Source organism: Flagellimonas sp. (assembly GCF_965215805.1).
Classification (GTDB): domain Bacteria; phylum Bacteroidota; class Bacteroidia; order Flavobacteriales; family Flavobacteriaceae; genus Flagellimonas.
This window is the reverse complement of record NZ_OZ244124.1, coordinates 3,977,007-3,998,219: the sequence shown is the minus strand read 5'-3', so window position 1 is coordinate 3,998,219 and position 21,213 is coordinate 3,977,007. Positions and strand designations below refer to the sequence as shown.

9 protein-coding genes are annotated in these 21,213 nt (G+C 43.8%); 4 read left to right on the top strand and 5 right to left on the bottom strand.

What is annotated here, in order from left to right; all coding sequences use genetic code 11:
• Positions 1-10: 10 nt before the first annotated feature.
• Complete coding sequence (locus tag ACOOE0_RS17615) at positions 11-1,507, bottom strand: glycoside hydrolase family 10 protein (RefSeq protein ID WP_420400220.1); 1,497 nt, start codon at positions 1,505-1,507, stop codon at positions 11-13.
• 52 nt (positions 1,508-1,559) lie between these two features.
• The gene (nagB, locus tag ACOOE0_RS17610; RefSeq protein WP_420400219.1) at positions 1,560-3,494 is read right to left on the bottom strand and encodes a glucosamine-6-phosphate deaminase; all 1,935 of its coding nucleotides are present in this window, start codon (positions 3,492-3,494) and stop codon (positions 1,560-1,562) included.
• 207 nt (positions 3,495-3,701) lie between these two features.
• On the opposite strand from nagB, the gene ACOOE0_RS17605 reads away from it, so the two are divergent.
• Entirely contained in the window at positions 3,702-4,451 is a 750-nt protein-coding gene (locus ACOOE0_RS17605) for a DeoR/GlpR family DNA-binding transcription regulator (protein ID WP_420400218.1), read from the top strand.
• A gap of 1 nt (position 4,452) precedes the next feature.
• Positions 4,453-5,265, top strand: a complete 813-nt coding sequence (gene murQ / locus ACOOE0_RS17600; protein WP_420400217.1) for an N-acetylmuramic acid 6-phosphate etherase — start codon at positions 4,453-4,455, stop codon at positions 5,263-5,265.
• Positions 5,266-5,275: 10 nt separating this feature from the next.
• Here murQ and ACOOE0_RS17595 read toward each other — a convergent pair whose 3' ends face one another.
• A complete protein-coding gene (locus tag ACOOE0_RS17595; protein ID WP_420400216.1) occupies positions 5,276-6,394 on the bottom strand; it encodes a PQQ-dependent sugar dehydrogenase in 1,119 nt (372 codons plus the stop codon).
• Positions 6,395-6,540: 146 nt separating this feature from the next.
• On the opposite strand from ACOOE0_RS17595, the gene ACOOE0_RS17590 reads away from it, so the two are divergent.
• Together ACOOE0_RS17590 and ACOOE0_RS17585 are read left to right on the top strand one after the other, a co-directional pair.
• Positions 6,541-14,859 carry a T9SS type B sorting domain-containing protein gene (locus ACOOE0_RS17590; protein WP_420400215.1) on the top strand — a complete coding sequence of 2,773 codons (8,319 nt, stop codon included), beginning with the start codon at positions 6,541-6,543 and terminating at the stop codon, positions 14,857-14,859.
• Between the two features lie 188 nt (positions 14,860-15,047).
• Complete coding sequence (locus ACOOE0_RS17585) at positions 15,048-15,347, top strand: hypothetical protein (protein WP_420400214.1); 300 nt, start codon at positions 15,048-15,050, stop codon at positions 15,345-15,347.
• Positions 15,348-15,358: 11 nt separating this feature from the next.
• Here the strand turns inward: ACOOE0_RS17585 and ACOOE0_RS17580 are convergent, their stop codons facing one another.
• Positions 15,359-18,103, bottom strand: coding sequence for a T9SS type B sorting domain-containing protein (locus ACOOE0_RS17580; RefSeq protein WP_420400213.1), 2,745 nt, complete (start codon positions 18,101-18,103; stop codon positions 15,359-15,361).
• Between the two features lie 184 nt (positions 18,104-18,287).
• Positions 18,288-21,032: a T9SS type B sorting domain-containing protein gene (locus tag ACOOE0_RS17575; protein ID WP_420400212.1), complete on the bottom strand. Its 2,745-nt coding sequence runs from the start codon at positions 21,030-21,032 to the stop codon at positions 18,288-18,290.
• Positions 21,033-21,213 lie beyond the last annotated feature (181 nt).

Here is a 21,213-nt window from a genome sequence, read left to right as displayed (position 1 = left end):
GATTTTGATTTTATGGTGTTTGGATCAACAATACCTCGCTTTCGTTTCCGTAGGCGTCAGATATGGTAATGCCCATGGGACTTTTAATGTTGTTTGCTTCCAAACATATACTTTGTTCGCCTTCGGATAAGTACTTTTTCCTGCTCAAGGTGGCATCCTCCCTTTCAAAACCACTCTTTGACCGATAGAGGTTAAGGAATCTTGGTACGGAGTCATTGTGCGAAATGCAAAGTTCCAGAACCTTGTTGTGCCTGTTGTAGGATGCCAGGGATGGTTGTAAAATCTCCCTCTTGGTTTTAACCAATCCAACCGGATTGTGGGAAGGCAAGGGATAAAATTTGCGCTTTAGGGTGTTTACGACCCTATCATGTTTACCCATTAAAGATTTGGCACTAAAAAAAATGTTGCCATCAATCTTATCCTGGTTTCTAGCTAGATGAAGTTGTTTGGGGATTTCGTTTCTGCGTTTCCAAGCTTTATCCGAATTGTTTTTGATTTTGTAGGTGCCATTCCCAATATACAATTGGGAGCCCTTTGAGTTGTTGGCCCACCACTGGGTAATAATCCGATGTGATGCAACAGGGTAGTCCATACTCCAATACACTTGCGGAGCCAGATAATCCAGCCAACCCTTCTCGGTCCAAAGAAGTGGATCGGCATAAAGATCTTCATAAGTAGTCTGTCCTGCTTTGGTGTCCGAACCCTTGGGATCCGTATCCCTGTTTTTCCAAACGCCAAAGGGACTAATTCCAAATTGTACCCAGGGTTTGTGCTTTTTTATGGTGCTGTGGACATTCTTAACCAGGGAATCGACATTGCTTCGCCTCCAATCCTCCAAATTTTGATTGGGAAGGCCAAATTTTTTGTAGGCGATGGAATCATTAAAGACCTCTCCTTTGATTTTGTAGGGATAGAAATAGTCGTCAAAATGAATGGCATCAACCTGATAATTTTGAACCAACTCGGCAATAATTGTATTGAACTTCTCCCTTACTTCGGGTAGACCAGGATTGTAGTAATACTTCTTGCCATACTTTACCATCCATTCTGGATGTTGGTAAAAATCGTGCTCATTGGAAAGCGAAAGGGTGTCCAAATCTACCGTTGCACGATAGGGATTCAACCAAGCATGGAATTCCATTCCACGTTTGTGTGTTTCCTCAATCATCCAGTGCAAAGGATTTTCAAATTCTTTTGGAGGTTTGCCTTGTTTCCCTGTCAAATATTTGGACCATGGGGAAAGTTGGGAGGGATACAAAGCATCTCCTGCGGTCCTAATCTGAACAATGGCGGCATTAAAATTAAGGTCTTCGTAGAAATCCAAAATGCGGATAAAATCCGCTTTCTTTTTGGCTGTATTGCCATTGGGGTTTTTGGGCCAGTCAATGTTGGCCACCGTAGCGATCCAAACCCCTCTAAATTCAGTTTTGGGGGCAGTGGTTGTGGTTCTGAATATAGAACAGGAAATGAAAAGAACTGGGAAGATTAAATATGCAATGTTGCGCATGGATAAAGAAAAAGGCCTACTCTTCAATAAAAGTAGGCCTTTTTTATATGGATTATTTGAAATTGTACCGTACAAATCCTTCCATGGCTTCGTACTCTGCCATTCCCAATTGGTTGTATTTTCTTGCGGTATCCTTATTGCGCTCTTCGGCTCTCATCCAGAACTCTCTGGAATCATCACCTTGGAACATGACCCCGTCTTTTTGTGACTGGTGACAGAATATGGCCAATCTTTTACGGAGCACCTGATCAGGACTCATAGGGACTGCCATTTCAATTTCGTGGGTGTCCCATTCATGCCAAGCACCTCTGTACAGCCATACCCAGCAATCATCCATATAGGATTCCCCCTTTAATTCTTCCAAGGCAGCAAACAAGGCGTCCAAACAGGTCTTGTGCGTACCGTGTGGGTCGGCCAGGTCACCCGCAGCGTAAATTTGATGCGGTTTAATGCTTTTGATAAGGTCTACCATTATTTGTACATCGGCATCCGAAAGATCGTTTTTCTTGATAGCCCCTGTTTCATAAAAGGGAAGATCTAAAAAGTGCACATTGGCATCATCCAACCCAAAGTAACGGGTGGCAGCAAAAGATTCACCACGCCTGATGTTTCCTTTCAATTTTCTTACCTCAAGCGGGTCAAAATCAGCTTCTTTTTTTGCTTTTATGGAATCGATAATGGTTTGGGCTTCCTCCGAAGGGTTGATGGATTTGGCAATTTCCGCAAATTTCAAAGCTTCGGTATCCGATACGGCGATATTTCCAGAAGTTTGATAGGCCACATGAACCTCATGACCTTGCTGAACCAATCGGTCAAAAGTACCTCCCATGGAAATGACATCGTCATCAGGGTGGGGGCTAAAAATGATGACCCGTTTGCTTTCCGGTAGTGCCCTTTCAGGTCTATTGGTATCATCAGCATTGGGTTTACCTCCAGGCCATCCCGTTATGGTATGCTGCAATCGGTTGAACATTTTAATGTTTAGGTCATACGATTCTTGGGAGGTTAGGAGACCTGACATTCCATTATCGTTGTAATCCTTATCGGTCAGGCTTAAAATGGATTTTCCCGTTTGTCGGCACAACCAAACTATGGCCTTGGCGGTCAATTGCTCATTCCAGGTAAGGGATTCATCCACCAACCATGGGGTTTTGTGACGTGTAAGTTCACTGGCCGCTCCGGTATCCAAAACAAAGGTACAGTTGGTGTGTTCTTGAAGGTAGGTGGCAGGAACCTGGGAGGAAATCTCGCCCTCTATGGTTTTTTTGATGATATCTGCCTTGTTTGGCCCCCATCCGAGCAAAACAATTCTTTTGGCACTCATTACCGTTGCAATTCCCATGGTAATGGCTCTGCGAGGAACATTATCTATACCCAAGAATGCGGGTGCAGCATCTACGCGCGTAATATGATCAAGGGTAATGACCCTTGTTGCAGAATTGTGGTGGGAACCAGGCTCGTTAAATCCAATATGGCCCGTTCGTCCAATTCCCAAAAGCTGAAAATCCAGTCCGCCAGCTTCCTTGATTTTTCTTTCATAATCCAAACAGTGCTCAATGATGGCATCGCCAGTAACCGTTCCGTTGGGGATATGAACATTGTTGGGGTCTATATCGATATGATTGAACAAGTGTTCATGCATAAAGTAGTGGTAACTCTGTCTGTTGTCCTTTTCCATGGGCAGGTACTCATCCAGATTAAAGGAAATAACATTGGAAAAACTAAGTCCTTCTTCATTGTGCATTCGCACCAATTCCCGGTATACGCGAATAGGAGAGGAGCCTGTGGCCAATCCAAGTACGCAAGTTTTACCCTTTGCCTGCTTTTCTTTGATCAAGTCCGCAATTTCCTTGGCCACCACGGCGGAGCCATCCGCAGAATTTTCAAAGATGATGTTGTGAATTTTTTCAAAACGGGTTTCCTCAAATCGCCCTGCTGGTTTATACGAGATATCCACTTTTCCTTTTTTTACTGTTGCTGTTTCCATGAAACCTGATTTTCGATGTGCTTGGTTACTATTATTTGCTGGTTTTGAACTGCAAAAATAGAAAATAAAATCAAAAACTGCTGTTTTTTGCAAGTATTTTGCAATGTTTTGCTTTTTTTAATCATTTGGTAACATTAAATTCGAATTAAACAGCATAAAATGGGATTGTTTTCTTTACATTTGATCTTGAATTAACACGCTGCTTACATGCTTAAAGAGGAAAGACAGCATACTATATTGAATGAAGTGGAGCTTCACAACCGCGTTCTGCTCACCGATTTGGCGGAAAAACTCGATGTTTCCATAGATACGGTTCGAAGGGATGTCAAGGAGCTGGATGGAGAGAACAAGTTGGTCAAGGTTCATGGAGGCGCAGTTTCTACCGGTTTTGCAAACCATAGCCCTGCGAGAAACAATGTATATGCCCTAGAGGAGAAGATTTTGATTGCCCAAAAGGCGACTTCCTTTTTAAAAGAGAACAGTGTTATTTTAATTGATGGGGGCACAACCTGCCTGGAATTGGCCAGATTGCTTCCTGCCAACATTAACTTGACTTGTTTTACCCTTAGTCTTCCAGTAGCTATGGAACTTTTGGGGAAACCCAATGTGGAGACCATTTTCATCGGGGGGATGTTGTCCAAGGATTCTCAAATAGCCATCGGCTCCAATGCCATTCATAATCTATCCCAAATAAAGGTAGATTACAGTTTCATTGGCACGGGCTATGTGGACTCAGCTTTTGGGTTAACGGAATTTGACTGGGATATTGTCCAAACCAAGAAAGCGGTAATCCAAGCTTCCAAAAAAACCGTGCTTTTGTGCATTTCAGAAAAATTGAATTCGCAACATCGGTTCAAAACCTGCGATTTAAATATGATCGATACCATGATTACCGAATTGAATCCGGAGCATCCGTTGTTGGAAAGTTTTAAAAATCAAGACCTATACCTATTATAATATGACAGATTATATCAAAATTACCGAGCGTTCTTCCAACCATGATCATTTGGAGAAGATGTCCACCAATGAAATTTTGGAAGGAATCAACCAAGAAGATAAGAGGGTTGCAGAAGCTGTTGAGCAAGTGTTGCCTCAATTGGCCCAGCTTATTGATGGTATTGTGGAACGTTTTGAGAAAGGCGGACGCCTGTTTTATATTGGCGCAGGTACCAGTGGTCGGTTGGGAATTCTGGATGCTTCGGAAATACCACCCACCTTTGGGATGCCGCATGATCGGGTCATAGGTCTAATGGCCGGAGGCGATGTTGCCATTCGTAAATCTGTGGAGCACGCAGAGGATGATACGCAACAAGCATGGAAAGATTTAATGGAATATGATATAAATGCCAATGATTCTTTAGTGGGTATTGCCGCTTCGGGAACCACCCCTTATGTTTTGGGAGGAATTGAAGATGCCAAAAAACATGGGATTCTCACGGGCGGGATCACTAACAACCCTGGATCACCTTTGGCTCAATTGGCTGACGTTCCCATCGAAATAAACGTGGGACCTGAATTTTTGACGGGGAGTACCCGTATGAAAAGTGGTACCAGCCAAAAACTGGCACTCAACATGATTTCCACTGCTTTGATGATTCGTGCCGGTAGGGTGAAAGGGAATAAAATGGTAAACATGCAACTGAGCAACAATAAGTTGGTAGATCGCGGTACCCGCTACCTAGTGGAAGCGCTTGGATTGGATTATGACGAAGCGCAAAAGGCTTTGAAAGAGCATGGCTCAGTAAAGAATGCAATAGAGGCCTTGAAATAACAAACAGGTATTATTTGGGATCCAAACGATAGATTCCTTTTCCTTCTATCCCAACATAGATAAAACCGTTTGGGGCTTGTCTCACATTTCGAACACGACCCATGCCGTCAAGTAATTTCTCTCGGTAGACTACTTTGTTGTTTTCAATGACCAAACGCTCCAGATACTGAAATGCCAAGGAACCTACCAGAAGATTTCCGCTCCATTTAGGGTATTTATCCGAAGAAACAAAAGCCATACCACTTGGACCAATGGAGGGTGTCCATTGATATACAGGTTGTTCCATGCCTGGTCTGGAGGTTTCATCGGTAATTTTTGTACCACTATAGTTAATGCCATAGGTAATCACTGGCCAGCCATAGTTTTTGCCTTTTTGTACCAAGTTGATTTCGTCACCTCCCCGGGGACCATGCTCGTGCTCCCATAATTTACCGGTATTGGGATGAAGTATCAAACCTTGCGGGTTTCTATGGCCATAGCTGTAGATAGCGGTTTTCGCCCCTGACTTATCTGCAAAAGGATTGTCTTTTGGAATGCTGCCGTCATCATGGATGCGATAGATTTTTCCACCATCCCTCCTTATGCTTTGTGGGTTAACATCCCTGTTTCCACGATCTCCTACCGAAAAGTACAGGTATCCCTCCCGGTCAAATTCCAATCTGGAACCAAAATGTTGTCCTTTGGTTGTATTGGGTTCGGCTTTATAAAGGAGTTGGTGATCCGTAAGCTGATTGCCCGAAAGCTTCGCTCTGGAAATTGCAGTGTTGCCACCTTTGCCATTTCCTTCAGAAGATGCATAGGAAAAATAAATCCACCCGTTTTCCTCATAATTGGGGTGTAGTTCAATATCCAAAAACCCACCTTGTCCTCGGACATAAATGTTCGGAATGTTTGAAATTTGAGTGGTATTTCCATCTTTATAATGGAATAATTTCCCTGATTTTTCGGTAACAAGAATTTCCCCATTTGGCAAAAATACCATACCCCAAGGGTTTTGAATGTCCTGAATTACCAAATGTGTAGTAAAATCAATACTTTCGGGAAGATTTATGCCTTTATCGGAGTTTTGGGCACAAGATGTATTAAGCATTACAACGAATAAATAAGGAAGAATGGCACTTTTTTTCATAATTTAACGTTGAAATTATAGATTTTATAGATGAACTGCGACTTTCTGTAGTCGAAAGATAACGAGAAAATATAAGTTTAGACAATTACAATCTAGAATATTAAGACCCCAAATCTGACGTATTCTACCATAACAAGACTTAACCTATGCTCCCACAGAAAACAAGGCATTTGCTATATGCCGTGCTGTTGGTGTTTATATCAATTTTTTGTTCCACAGTACTTGCAAAAACAGAGGTGAATAAGGTATTTGCCAAGGTGGTAGATGCTGTCTCTGGAACTAGTAAAGCCAAAAAAGCTGAATTATTGGAGGTACAATCCTCCAAGGTTCAGGTTCACGACGCAATTTCCGCTTCTGCTCCTATATTCATGACTATTATTCAGGGAGCCAACGAAGAGGTGGTATGCCCCAATGATGGTAGTACACTGGCCAAATTCTTCTTATGTGGAACCAGTGATATTAGAACTTTAACCCTTAGTCAATCCGGTAGCAGTTACGAATGGCAACAATTGGATACCAACACTTGTGCCCCAACTGTTGTAGATGATTGTCCAACCATAAATGCAGCTTGTACTTGGAATACAGTAGGGACTGGAGCAACCTATAGTTTGTCATCTGCTGGTGAATTTAGGGTGCGAGTGGATTCAGGTCAGTATTTTTATTTTAAATCCACTTTGAACCCGTTGGATCCCCAACTGATTCACGAAGATATCATCTGTGGTAATCCAGGTAGGGTAGAAGTAACCAATGTACCGGCTGGTTATGAATATAGCATAAGTGGTGCAGCAGGTCCGTATCAGGATGATCCTTTCTTTGATGTAACCACTGCTGGGAATTACATGGTGTGGGTACGTTTGAAAAATGTGTCGGCCAGTGCCTGTGTCTTCCCGTCCAATACCGTTAATGTTCAAGATTTGGATATCACAGTCGATGTCACGGCCAACGATATTCTGTGTAGTGGAGAGTTGGGAAGTGTGGATGTGCAGGTCTCCGGCGTTCCAGGATTCTTTACCTACAGGCTGATTAAAAATGGGATTACGGTTGATACCTTTGGTCCCAATGCCTCGGACAGCTATACCTTTGCCAATGTTGGTCCAGGGACCTATTCCATTCGAGTTGACACCAATGATTGTTCTGAGACGGTGACCACGGTTACTGGTGGTGGTCCAATCGAAATTGGTAATGGTATTAGTCCATTAGATGTTTCTGCTACAGCTTCTGACAGTTTTGGCTGTGGAGCCTCTTCGGTAGATGTCAACTTAACCACTTCAGGAGGAACTGCCCCATACCGCTATAGTGTGGATGGAGGTCCATTCAGCTCAACTTATACAGGTTCGACTACTTTTTCGGTTACTTCTGCTGCCACCTACAATATTTTGGTGGAAGATGCCAACGGATGTCAAAGAACTGCCTCTGTGGACGTTCAGGACATACCACCACCCTTGTTCAACTTTACCGAAGAAGACGCCAATTGTGGTGGAGCAAATGATGGAAGGATAACCATAAATGTGACCAACGGATTTGGATACGAGATAGAGTACAGTATTGACAATGGTGCCAATTATCAGATTAGTAATGTGTTTTCCAACTTGGCTCCTGGTACCTATGATATCGTATTGCGATATGAACAAGATTCCTTTTCATGTACCACGACACCGCAAACAGCTACGGTAGGTACACCTTCTACCATTAGTGCCACGGCAACACCGGATTCGTCCCCAACTTGCCTGAACGAAAATGGAGGCCAAATCACCATTTCGGGTGTCTCAGGAGGTACAGCACCTTATGAGTATAGCATTGGTGCTGGATTTGGTTCTGGAAATGTATTTACCAATTTGGGGGTTGGAACCTATACTCCTTTGGTGAGGGATGCCAATGGTTGTGTGCAACCCCTACCGGATATTGTATTCAATACCCTGAATAAACCTACCGACATAGCCTTTACCATTTCCAGTTTGGATTGTATAACCACAACTGCAAGTGTTGGTCTTGTGGTAACTGGGGGAACAGGGCCTTATACCTATGAAATTATTGCCCCGGCAGCAAGCGCAGTCAACAATGGAACCAATGATACCTTTACCGGACTGGGATTGGGAACCTATACCTTTAGGGTTACCGACAATGAAGGCTGTTCCTACGATGAAAATTATGCCATAACCGATATCAGTTCCATTGGGGTTCAAGCCCAACAGACCAAAGTGGTTACCTGTGTAGGTGATTCTGATGGGGAAGGAAGATATTTGGTTGACGGATTTAATACCACTTATAGCTATAGTATTGATGGTGGTCCACTATTCACTGGGCAAAATGCGGGCATAATCCCTATTACAGGTTTGGCGGCAGGTAATTATGTGATCTCCGTAACCGACGAGGATACCAATTGTACGGATACAGCTACCCTAACTATTGAAGAACCCTCCACGGCTTTCGCTATTTCCAGTTTGGATGTCACCGATATGAGTTGTCAGAATGGTAACATTGGCTCCGTACGAATCAACACTGTTGGTGGTTGGGGTGGTAATAGATATACCTTGACCCAACCTGATGGATCCACCCGTGGTCCAAAAAATGGAAGGGTTTTTTCCAATCTTTCCCAAGATGGCTTGTATCAAGTCAGTGTTACCGATGCCAACGGTTGTACTGTTACAGATAGTTTTACGCTAACCTCATTGCAAGCCCCTGCCTTGACATTGGACTTGGGTGCTTCCGACTTTTGCTACGATAACTTCAACGCAGCAACCTTAGTGGTCAATGCAACACTGGGCACAGCACCTTATCAATATCGTATCAATGGGGGAGCTTTGGGGGCCAGTAATACATTTTCTGGTCTTACTCCGGGCAACTATACCATAGAAGTAGTGGATGCCAACGATTGTAGAGACACCGTTTCCGCGACCATTGAACCTCAGGTAATGGCTACCGCGGTTACCATTCAGGAGTTGGATTGTGCAGGACCTCCAGGACAGATTCAGGTGAACATTTCCAATGGATACACTTCAGGAGGAGACTATGACATTTACGAAGTCAGTATCAATGGAGCACCTTATACCTCTGACAACAACAATATTACGGGAACCTCCTTTATATACAGTGTTCCCAATGATGGTTCTATCATCTCGGATACCACTTATCAGTTTATGATTACCGATGCCCAGGGATGTACCACAGAATCCAACGTGATTACCATAACGCCACCGGAGACCATTGCTGGTTCGGTGGTAGGAACGGACACACAATGTGGCGATGCTAATAGTGGTATTGTGGAACTGATTCCGGATACTTCCCAGGGAATTCCTCCGTATGAATTCAGTAATGATAATGGTGTGACTTTTGGAACACAAAATATATTCTCCGGTTATGGACCTGGAACCCATGGTGGGTTTGTTATTCGGGATAGCCGAGGCTGTGTTAGCCCAGCTTATGATGTAACCATTGGGGGAAGTGCTGCCTTGGATGCCACGGCTACGCCGTCTCCAGCAGTCTGCTCGGCCGGATCTGTATTGGGTTCAATCTCAACCACCATCAATAATGGTGTAGCTCCCTTTGACTATGTGTTACTTGATGTTGCAGGAAATTTAGTGGCATCTTCCATGGGAACCGCCAGTACAACGGTTAACTTCCCAAATCTTCCTGCTGGAAACTATACCGTCGTAACCACCGATTCCACAGGATGTGAGGACAGGGACCCAGTGGTGATTGACCAAAACACACTGGATTTGATTCCTTTGGATCCACCACCAGCCCTTTGTACCGATCCTTTCATATCTTATCGCGTACAAGCCACTGGAGGTACGGCGCCCTATGAATTTAGATTGGTGGGTGACCCTACTTTTGTACTAGCCAACGTTAATGGTGTTGATATCCATGATTTCTCCGCAATGGTGACCTTTGGAGTGACTTATTTTGTTGAAGTCAGGGATGCCTTGGGATGTACGTACATAGAGGAAATTGATCCGATTACGGCTCCAAGTCCAGTAACTGTAATGGCTACAGCTACAACAGCCTCCTGTAACGTTGCGGGAAGTGGTGCAATTGATTACGAAGTGACAGGAATTGCAAGCCCAGCAGATTTAACCATTACTCTTCAAAATACAGATACAGGAGCCACCATTACAGGCCCAACTCCACATAATAATGTGGCAATTCCTTTCAATGATTCATTCACTGGTTTGGCGCCAGGGAACTATCAGATTTTGGTAACAGATAACAATACCGGTTGTACGGGAAGTACCTTGGTCTTTATTGATTTTAGTTCCCCATCCATTGTTATCGATAGTAATGTACAGGCAACCTGTAATGCTGGGGCCTTTGTAACCGTTAGAGGTATTGGTTCAGGAACTCCATTCGGATATGCCTATGTGCCGTCAGGAGATCCTGCTCCAACGGTATTCAATACAGATACTACCTTTGAAATACCAGGGCCATATCCGACCAACTACGATTTCTATGTACAGGATGCAAACGGTTGTACAGCTATGACAACGGCAACGGTGAGCCAGGAAGCTGGAGTGCCAAATCCAACAATCGATGTTACAAATCAATGTACCGCAACCAGCGGATATCAGATTGAGGTGCTATCTCCTATTTCGACAGGTTCTGGATTGCCACATGAAACCTTTATGTATGATATTGGAAGCGGATACCAGACCAGTGTCAATTTTGTGGTTCCCAACCCAGGTAGCTATGTAATTACCGTAAGGGATGGTAATGGATGTATCAATACAGTAAATGCAGATGTGTTCGATTTCTTTGCGATAACCGCGGATGCTACTTCATTCCCTACCTGTAATGCCGGTGATGGAGAGATTACCGTGAATACCACAGGGGGTAGTGGAAATTTTGAATTCCAATTGCGGGATGCAGGAACCTTGGCGAATGTAGGTCCGGCCCAAAGCTCCAATGTGTTCACTAATGTAATGCCTGGAGATTACAACATTCTGGTAACGGACTTAAGCTCCAATACCAGTCCGTTATGTTCGGATGAAGCCATTGTGAATGTTTCAACGGTAAATACTCCAGTGATAACAGCAACCCCAAGTACGGATATCTCCTGTAACGGAGCTGGTGATGGTACCATTTCGGTAGAACTTCTACCTGGTTCGGATACAGATACTCCATTGAGCTATATTCTATATGATGGAGCTAGCACTACCGTGATCGCTGGTCCACAACCATCACCTGTCTTTGATAATCTTACGCCAGATACCTATCAAGTGGAAGTAGTTTCGGATAGAGGTTGTACAGATCGTTCTGGAGACGTGATCATAGCAGAACCTACTTTGTTGTTGGTAGATGCCATTCACACAGAATTCAGCTGTAACCCATCCAGCAATCAGTTTAGTACGGCTACCATAACCGTTTACACGGATACCAATGGGGATGGAACGGGAACACCTACAGGAACAGGACCCTATACCTATAGCTTAAATGACGGTACACCCCAGTTTGATGGTACCAACTTCCAGACCAGTAATGTTTTTGAAGTTATTGACAACGGTACAAACCAAACCTTCATTTTAACCGCAAGGGACCAGAGTGGGTGTGAAGAGACTACCACAGTCAATATCAATACACCGACGGATATCACCTTTAGTTATAATGTAGGACCTATATCCTGTGATGCCTCTGGAAGCGGAGTTAACCCTGGATTTATCGAAATCATTGTCAATGAAGGGCCAGGAAACTATGAAGTTGAGATTTTACCGCTAGGTTCCGAACCAGCCAGAAGTTCATCTGGAACGGATAGGGTAACTTGGGACATTTCTACTCCAGGGGATTACATCTTTGCAGTGACGGACGTGGGAAGTGGAGGTTGTTCTTATTTGACCGCTACCATCAACATGCCAGAATACAATAATATTGAGGCTGTCATAGCTGAGGTACGACCGGTAACCTGTTTCAATGGAAACGATGGTGAAATCAGTTTGGCAATCAACAATTATAGCGGTACTTATAATTATGAAGTCTTCTCGAGGGATAATTCAGGAGTGGAAACCACTACTGGAGTAACAGGTAGTTTTGATACCAATGCCCCGATCAATAGCCCAGAGATTATTTCGGGACTGCCAGCTGGAAACCTGGTAGTTCATATTGAAGCCTTGGATGATCCATATTGTGATGTGGTTAGTAATGTGGTTACCGTTAGGTCTCCAGACCGACCACTTACCGTAACAGCGGTGCAAACCACTGAGGTGACTTGTAATGTTCCTGGATTTGGTGAAATTACGGCCACTGGAGACGGAGGTTGGGGAACCTATGAGTACCAATTGATTGCTCCGGACGGTGTTACCGTGTTGGTAGATTATCCCAATACCAATCCTATTTTCCAAGATTTGTCAACGGGAACCTATACAGTAAATATCCGTGATTTTAGGGGCTGTGAGGAAAGCACAACCATTAACCTGCCATTGCCCGTACCAATTTCGGCAGATATTCAGGTGGTTCAACCCTTGCGTTGTAACAATGACAATGATGGAATCATTGAAGCCTACAATATGGCGGGAGGACAAGGTCCAGGAAACTATTTGTATCAATTGAACAGGATAACGGATGGAACCAATAGTGGACTTCAGACCATTCCAACATTTGCCAACTTGTCTGCCGGGGACTATACCATTACCATTTTTGATGGCTGGAATTGTAGTTTTACCACGGTTCCGATAACCGTTCAAGATCCAGAAATTGTGATTGCAGAATTGGTGGAGCTACAGCCTCCAGGTTGTGGGGATTTGGGTAGGATGCAATTGACCGTGACCAATCCGGAAGTAGGTGTGGACTATTTCTATAGAAGAGCGGGAACATCGGATCCGTTTACACCCTTTGGAGCTGGATTGAGTAGCGTTGAAATTGCGGCGGATATTACCATTGATCCCGGACCTTTCCAATATGACGTTCAGAATTCCAACGGTTGTCCGTTTGAGAAATCCAACCAGATTTCCTTGGATCCGGCAGCACCTTTGGTCATTGCTCTTGACCTGACCAACGCTACCATAAACTGTGCTGGTGAAGCAACGGGTATTATACGCTCGGAAGCATTTGGAGGTATTGGAAGCTATATCTATACCCTTTTGAATTCGAACACACCTCCAGTACCTACACCTGCAACAACGGTAAGATCCGCACAAAGCTCGGGGATTTTTAGGGACTTATTGCCTGGCACCTATTATGTATATGCTCAGAGTGGGGGATGTGAGGCCATTTCGGACCCCATTGTTATAGAACCAAAACCGCCATTGGTATTGGAGTATTTGGAAGCCGTTCCAGTAGCCTGTTATGGTGATACCAATGGACAGATTATTATTGAAGCCAGTGGAGGAACCGGAGCCATCCGTTATTCCATTTCTGATACTTTGAGTGAGTTCTTTGAAGGAGACGATCCAGCCAATCCAAATAGAAAGACGTTTGATGATCTTTCGCCCAGAACCTATGATGTGATCATCCAGGATGATTTGGGTTGTACCATTACCCGAACGGTGGAAATAACCCAGCCTATGGAATTGATCGCGGCTGTGGCATCAACAACGCCCGAAGTTTGTTTGGGTGATATGGATGGTACCATGACCTTGGAGGTCACAGGTGGTACAGCACCCTATTTCACCAGTGTAAATTCTGCTGATGATGCTGACTTTGAGCAAAACGACAGCTTGTTCTTTGATAACCTTCAAGGGGGTGAAACCTATGTGGTCTTTGTAAGGGATTCCAATGGTTGTCAAACCAACGTTACTGCAGATATTGGGCTCGGTATAGAATTGATGGCAGAACCTATTGTGGAGTATGGCTGTGAGGGGATCTTCCCTTATAGTACCGCCACGGTTTCCATTGCCGACGATTCCATGCTCAACGACCTGCTCTTTTCATTGGATGTGGACGACATTAGTTTGGCCACGGAGCAAAGAACTTTTGGTGATCTTCCAGAAGGCGAGCATACGGTTTTCATCTACCATCAAAATGGTTGTGTAACTTTTGTTGAGTTTGAAATAGAGGTTTATGAGCCATTGACTTTGGAAGTACTCAAAACGGGTCCTACAGAAATTAAGGCTATTGCAACCGGAGGTTTCGGAGGGTATGAATATTTCTTCCAAGGTGAATCCTTTGGGGAAACCAATACATTTACCATTAACCAAGATGCCAATGTCAATGTTATGGTTCGTGACCGTAATGGCTGCGAGGCCAACTTTATGATGGCCTTTGATTTTGAGGGAATGCCGGAAATGCCTCCGTTCTTTACGCCCGATGGAGACGGTATGAATGATAATTGGTATCCTAGAAATAGAGAGTTCTTCCCTAATATTGATGTGATCATCTACGACCGTTATGGTAGAGTGATAGCCAGACTTGATCAAGTACAGAAATGGGACGGAACCTATGAAGGACATCCGCTTCCTACAGGGGATTATTGGTACGTGGTCTACGCCAATGATAGGGAAAAACAACAATACGTAGGACATTTCACCTTATACAGGTAGGTGTAATCCAAATTTTGTTATATTTACTCATCCAAGACTCTGTTTGCAGAATTAGTTTGATTGGAGTTATAACCTCGCCTCTTTTTATTCAACGTATGTGCACAAAATAGTTGTTGGCCAGAAAAATTATTGGCTCAATGGTATTTGGGGTCTTGAATGCTAATCCAAATCTTAAATTCGGGACCACAATGGATTCAAACAAATTTGACCTGCAATTACCTTCTTTTTTGCCTATCGAAACCAAAACTTTGGAATATTCACTGTTTCTTTTGAATCTATATCTTAATGGGTATGGAGAGAAACATAAGCCTTACACAATTGACTACCACACCTTGTTGTTGAGCTATCACTTTTGGGGAAAGAAGAGTCTGGAAGAATTCTGCCAAAATCAAACATTGAGCTACTTTTTGTTACACCCAAATGATGATTCCGCTGAGGCAAGAGAAGCGTTTTATATTGAAATCAGGGAATTTTTGACAGGAAATTAACTCCCTTTAATCTATCGTTTCAGTGTAAAATGACCCTTGAAAGACCGACCATCCTCCAAAGAAACACTGAACCAATAATCCGAAGCGGGTAAGGGCTGACCGTTCCAACTACCATCCCAACCCGGGGAAGCGGGATCTACTTGGGCAAGGAAATTCCCATATCTATCAAAGATATAAACAATGGAACCCGACTGGATGTCTGCACTGATACCTTGGATTTGCCAATAGTCGTTCACATTGTCGTTATTCGGAGTGAAGAAAGCAGGATGTCCGATAACGGAGAACTGGAATTCCACCACCTCACAGCCGTTAATATCCCTAGCATAGGCCTTATGGATCCCAGGAGCCACATTTTCAAATACGTGACTTCTTTGGAAGGGGCCAAAAGGCGCATCCACCGAGAACTCAAAATCCCCAAATTCTGCCAATTCCACAGTTGCCGTGGTTTGTAAGCTTACCAATCCGTCAACATTAACGGTTAAAATTTCTGGGGGTTCTATCGTTGTGACTTCCACAGTTTTGAAAGCTTCGCATCCAGTTCCATCAGTCATGGTTGCCTTTAAGGTATAGGTTCCTTCAGCTGGAATGCCAAAAGTTTGGTTTGTACTCAAAACATTTCCATCGACATCTATCCATTCATAGGTATAAACATCTTGGACCTTCGTCGGACCTATGGAATACGGTAGCTGGTTTTGACAGACCTCTAGATTGGAATCCAAATCAAAAATTGGTCCTTCATCCACCACCAATGTTATGTGCTGTCCAAGTCCAATACAGGCATTTTGGTCTTCGCTATCCACCCTCACCCATAAATCCTGCTGACCAGGAGATAGTACATTTCTATAGCGCATTGGGTCTATGGCTTCCAACTCTGACAAGGCATCTTCCGCAGATGCATAATAGCTGACCTCAAAATTGCTGCCCGGAGGGAACAAGGCAAGAATAGTGTTTGTAGCACTGCTAAATTCAAAGGTTCCCACTCCATCGGTATAGTTGTCATTGACCCCATCGTCGCATGCCGTGACCTCTATGTTAAAATCACTGGGAATGGCCGTACTTACAACACTTAAATCCAGTGTAGTAACACCAAAACAGCCTAATTCATTTTCCACTCTCACAAAAAGTTGGGAACCCAAGGCATTGGAATAGGTTTCTGGATTGGCAACAGGACTTGAACCACCTCTTGCCCCTCGCTCACTATCATGAAAGCTAAAAGTGAGTCCATCAGTCGCATTGATCAGGGAACTGGCTTCAAACAGATTAAATTCCGAGAACCCGTCCCCATCGGGGTCGCACTGCACCAGTTGGGCCGGATTTGCCAAGGGCAGAGCCGTTACTTCAACCTCTTTGGTATAGGATTCCACTTCTGCACCTTTGGTAATGGTGGCGGTAACTAGATAAGTTCCAGGTACGGAATAAACATGCTCTGGAGATTTATCTATCGTGTTTAAAACGGGAGATCCGTCCCCAAAGTCCCAGGCAATGTTATCTGGATCAGGCAAAAAGTTGGTGGAGAGTTTGGTAAAGTCGCCAACACAGGCTTCCTCATATTCAACCCGAACTTGAAAATAGGACTGGACAAAGGATGGAAGTCCTTTCCAGCTGCTGTTCCCAATGGGTAAACCTTCTTCCACATAATTGCAGGCCGCTCCAAGTTCCTTTGGATTATTGATTACCCCTAAGTGACGCCTTTGGACATGTGCTTGGTAAATTTTTCCGTCTATGGCCAATTGCAGGGCTGTAGGGTCCACTGGGGACTCTGCGATCTTTTGATAATCGTTGTTTCTCTCCAAATCTATCTGGACCAAAATACTGCCATCATTGTCATGGCCGCTAGGAGGGACATCTCCATTGTTAAAACTACTTACCGTGGCATATAATTTTTTGGAATCCGGAGAAAATTCCACTCCATAGGCAAAGACAAAGTCATCATCCATCAACTGTTGGGCATTGGAAATCACACCCGTCAAAATATCAAAATCGAAGAGGTAAAGGCTACCTGGGGAATGCCCGCTGGGATCCACATTGTTCATAAAGTTGGCCATGGCCAGTTTGGTTCCGTCGGGAGACATTTTTATCTGTCCTTTGGCATTTCCGGAATAGGCTCCTAAATGCATTAATGGACCTACCTGTGATACTACAGGTGTTTCGTTAACTCCATTTTCATCCACTTTAAATGCATAGAATTTGTCATGAAAATGGGCGATTACCCAATAAATATCTTCACATGGATCCTTGATGGCCGTAAGTTTCTGGGAGCATTTCAAAGCCCTTTCAAATCGGTTATCCGGGTCATAGGTAATCAAATGGGCCCCACGGCTACTGATGGTTCCGGGCCCTGTCATGTTAACCTCAAAAAAATTGAGACCATCACCATTCCAAACAATGGTGTCAACCGTTTCGTAGTCGTCTGTTATAAAAAGGTAATAGAAGTTTGGAAATCCTGGTTTGGGAACAATAATGGAGGACTGCGTACTGAAATTGCTCCCCGATAGAGCCCTACTTCCAGGCATGCGCCTATGCAATCTATTGTAGGCTACTTCTGAATCCGTGTAAAAAAGAAGATTCCCTTCTTCGGTGGCGATGGTTGCAGAACCTTCATAGGTGTCCATACTGCTACCGACCAAGGATTGCGGGACGAGGCTATTGAAGTCCAGACCTGCAAATTGGCCAAAATGCCATATGGCCGCCTCCCTATCTTGAGCACACACCAATCCAAACCAACATGCCATGAGCAATGTAAGTGTTCTTTTCATAGCGAAATCGGAGTATTATTCCTTTCGTATAGTGATGAAAGTAAATAGCTATCAACTCTAAATATAGTGATTTCAGTGTTTTGGGCATAAAGTGGTGGACAAAAATGGGTGTTCATCGCATTTAATAGATGAACTGATATCTCAAAATACCAAATACACACCATGTAAAACAGATGGAAAGGATTTACCTTTTCAAGGTAAAATGGCCTTTAAAGGATCTACCATCTTCCAAGAATACCGTGAACCAATAGTCTGAGGCAGGGAGGGGTTTACCATTCCAACTGCCATCCCAACCTTCAGAAGCTGCATCAACTTGTGCTAAGAAGTTACCATATCTATCATAAATGTAGACCATAGATTGGGATTGAATATCAGCGCTTATGCCTTGTATCTGCCAGTAGTCATTCACACTATCATTATTTGGTGTAAAGAAGGCTGGATGTCCAATAACAGAAAATTGGAATTCCACTACCTCGCAGCCGTTAGTATCCCTAGCATAGGCCATGTGCACACCTGGCGGAACATTTTGAAATATGTTGCTGCTTTGGAACGGGCCCAGCGGATCGTCCAAAGAGAATTCGAAGTTGTCAAAGTTTGCGAGTTCCACAGTAGCTGTGGTTTGTAAGCTGACCAGGCCATCCACCTTTACATCCAATATTTCTGGAGGGTCAATGGTTGTGACATCGATAGTACTATAGGCTTCGCATCCGGTGCCATCTGTCATGGTTGCCTTTAATGTATAGGTTCCCGCTGTGGGAACACCAAAATTTTGATTGGTTCCCAAAATATTTCCCTCTGCGTCCATCCATTCGTAGGTATAGTTGTCTTGTGGATTTCGGGCACTTATAGGATAAGGTAATTGGTTCAAGCAGACTTCTATGGAGGGTTCCAAATCAAAAATAGGACCCTCATCAATAGCTAAGGTAATATGTTGCCCAAGTCCAATACAGGCATTCTGATCTGCTCCATCCACCCGAACCCAAATATCCTGTCTGTTGGGTGATCCCACATTGCGGTATTGTGTTGGATCTAAGGGATCCGTTTCCGAAAGTGCATCTTCTGAAGAGACGTAATAGCTAACTTCAAAATTGCTATTGGCAGGAAACAGGGCCATTATGGCGCCTGTGGCACTACTAAAATCAAAGGTGCCAATGCCATCAGTATAATTGTTGTCTACCCCATCATCACAGGCCCTAACCTCTAATTGAAAACCACTTGGAATAGCCGTACTCACTACTCTTAGGTCCAATGTTGTGACATCAAAACATCCCAGTTCATTCTCCACCCTCACAAAAAGTTGATTGCCCAATGCATTGGAATAGGTTTCCGGATTGGCAATTACGCTTGTACTTGCCCTAGCTCCCCTTTCAGTTTCATGAAAACTGTAGGTGAGGCCTTCAGTGGCATTTATCAGGGAAGCTGCTTCAAATAGGTTGAATTCTGAGAATCCGTCGCCGTCTGGGTCACACTGTACCAACTCAGCAGGGTTTGCCAAGGGTAAAGAGGTCACTTCCACTTCTTTGGTATAGGTTTCCACTTCTGCACCTTTGGTAATGGTGGCAGAGACCAGATAAGTGCCTGCACTGGTATATACGTGTTCCGGTGATTTGTCCAATGTATTCAATACGGGTGAGCCATCACCAAAATCCCATTCAATATTGTCAGGGTCTGGGAGATAGTTGGTAGAGAGCTTTGTATTGTCCCCAACACAAGCTTCTTCATATTCAACCCTCACCTGGAAAAAAGACTGCACAAAAGCTGGAAGCCCTTTTTGACTTGCCCTACCCATTGAAAGGCCATCTTCCACGTAGTTGCATGCCGCTCCTACTTCCTTGGGATTATTGATAACTCCAAGATAGCGCCTTTGAATATGCGCCTGATAGATCTTACCATCAATTGCTAGTTGGAGGTCCGTAGGGTCTACTGGAGAATCGGCTATTTTGCGATAATTGTTATTGTCCTCCAGATCCACTTGGACCAACATGCTCCCGTTATTAAAAAAACCACTAGGCGGCACATTTCCATTATTAAAACTACTTACAGTGGCGTACAGTTTTTTGGAATCGGGCGAAAACTCCACTCCATAAGCAAACACAAAATCGTCATCCATTAATTTTTGCTCATTGGAAACGACACCGGTAAGTACATTAAAATCAAAAACATATAGGCTACCCGGTGCATGGCTTTCCTTATCCACCCCATTCTGGAAATTAGCCATGGCCAAACGGGTTCCATCCGGAGACATTTTAATCTGCCCTTTAAAGTTCATAAAGGGTCGACCGAGTTCTACGGCAGGTCCCACTTGAGAAACCACGGGTGTTTCGTTCACTCCATTTTCATCAATCTTAAAGGCATAAAACGAGTCTTTGAAATGAGTTACAAGCCAATAAATCTCTTCGCATGGATCTTTGATAGCTGTAAGTTTTTGCGAGCACTTTAGTGCCCTTTCAAATCGGTTGCTGGGATCATAGGTCACTAGATGGTTAACTTGGTCCCTAATGGAGCCGGGACCGGCCATACCCACATCATAATAGTTCAGCCCAGAGCCGGTGTATACAACAGTGTCCACAGTTTCGTAATCGTCCGTGGTGAACAAAAAATAATTGGTGAGATTGGATGGGTCCGGGACTATAATGGCCGATTGGGTACTTCTGGTGCTACCAAGAAGGAACCTACTACCTGAAATGAGCCTATGCAAACTGTTATGTGCACTTTCTCCATCTGCATAAAATATCAAGCGTCCTTCCTCGGTGGAAATGGTGGTTGTTCCCTCAAATGTATCTGTGGCTGATCCCGCCAAAGAACGAGGGATCAAACTATTGAAATCCAAGCCTGCAAACTGTCCAAAGTGCCAAATCGCAGCCTCCCTATCTTGGGAAAAAGCCAGACTGGTCCAAAATGCCATAAGTATTAGTAGTGCTCTTTTCATGGTCAATTTGGATAACTACTGGGAACCTAAATCCTTGAATTTGAGTAGCTATCAAAAATAAATATAATGAATTCGTACTACTGGATTGAAATTAGCTGACAAAAACAGTTGGGTGTCCAAAAAATTGGATGAAATGAATAGTTTGATAAATCTGCCCAAATTGTATATTTGCACTCCCAAT

Bases quoted from the DNA above. Each gene is read 5' to 3' on its own strand.
- ACOOE0_RS17575 (WP_420400212.1), bottom strand. From the start codon at position 21,032: ATGAAAAGAGCACTACTAATACTTATGGCATTTTGGACCAGTCTGGCT.
- ACOOE0_RS17590 (WP_420400215.1), top strand. From the start codon at position 6,541: ATGCTCCCACAGAAAACAAGGCATTTGCTATATGCCGTGCTGTTGGTG.
- ACOOE0_RS17605 (WP_420400218.1), top strand. From the start codon at position 3,702: ATGCTTAAAGAGGAAAGACAGCATACTATATTGAATGAAGTGGAGCTT.
- nagB (WP_420400219.1), bottom strand. From the start codon at position 3,494: ATGGAAACAGCAACAGTAAAAAAAGGAAAAGTGGATATCTCGTATAAA.
- ACOOE0_RS17615 (WP_420400220.1), bottom strand. From the start codon at position 1,507: ATGCGCAACATTGCATATTTAATCTTCCCAGTTCTTTTCATTTCCTGT.
- ACOOE0_RS17585 (WP_420400214.1), top strand. From the start codon at position 15,048: ATGGATTCAAACAAATTTGACCTGCAATTACCTTCTTTTTTGCCTATC.
- ACOOE0_RS17595 (WP_420400216.1), bottom strand. From the start codon at position 6,394: ATGAAAAAAAGTGCCATTCTTCCTTATTTATTCGTTGTAATGCTTAAT.
- murQ (WP_420400217.1), top strand. From the start codon at position 4,453: ATGACAGATTATATCAAAATTACCGAGCGTTCTTCCAACCATGATCAT.
- ACOOE0_RS17580 (WP_420400213.1), bottom strand. From the start codon at position 18,103: ATGAAAAGAACACTTACATTGCTCATGGCATGTTGGTTTGGATTGGTG.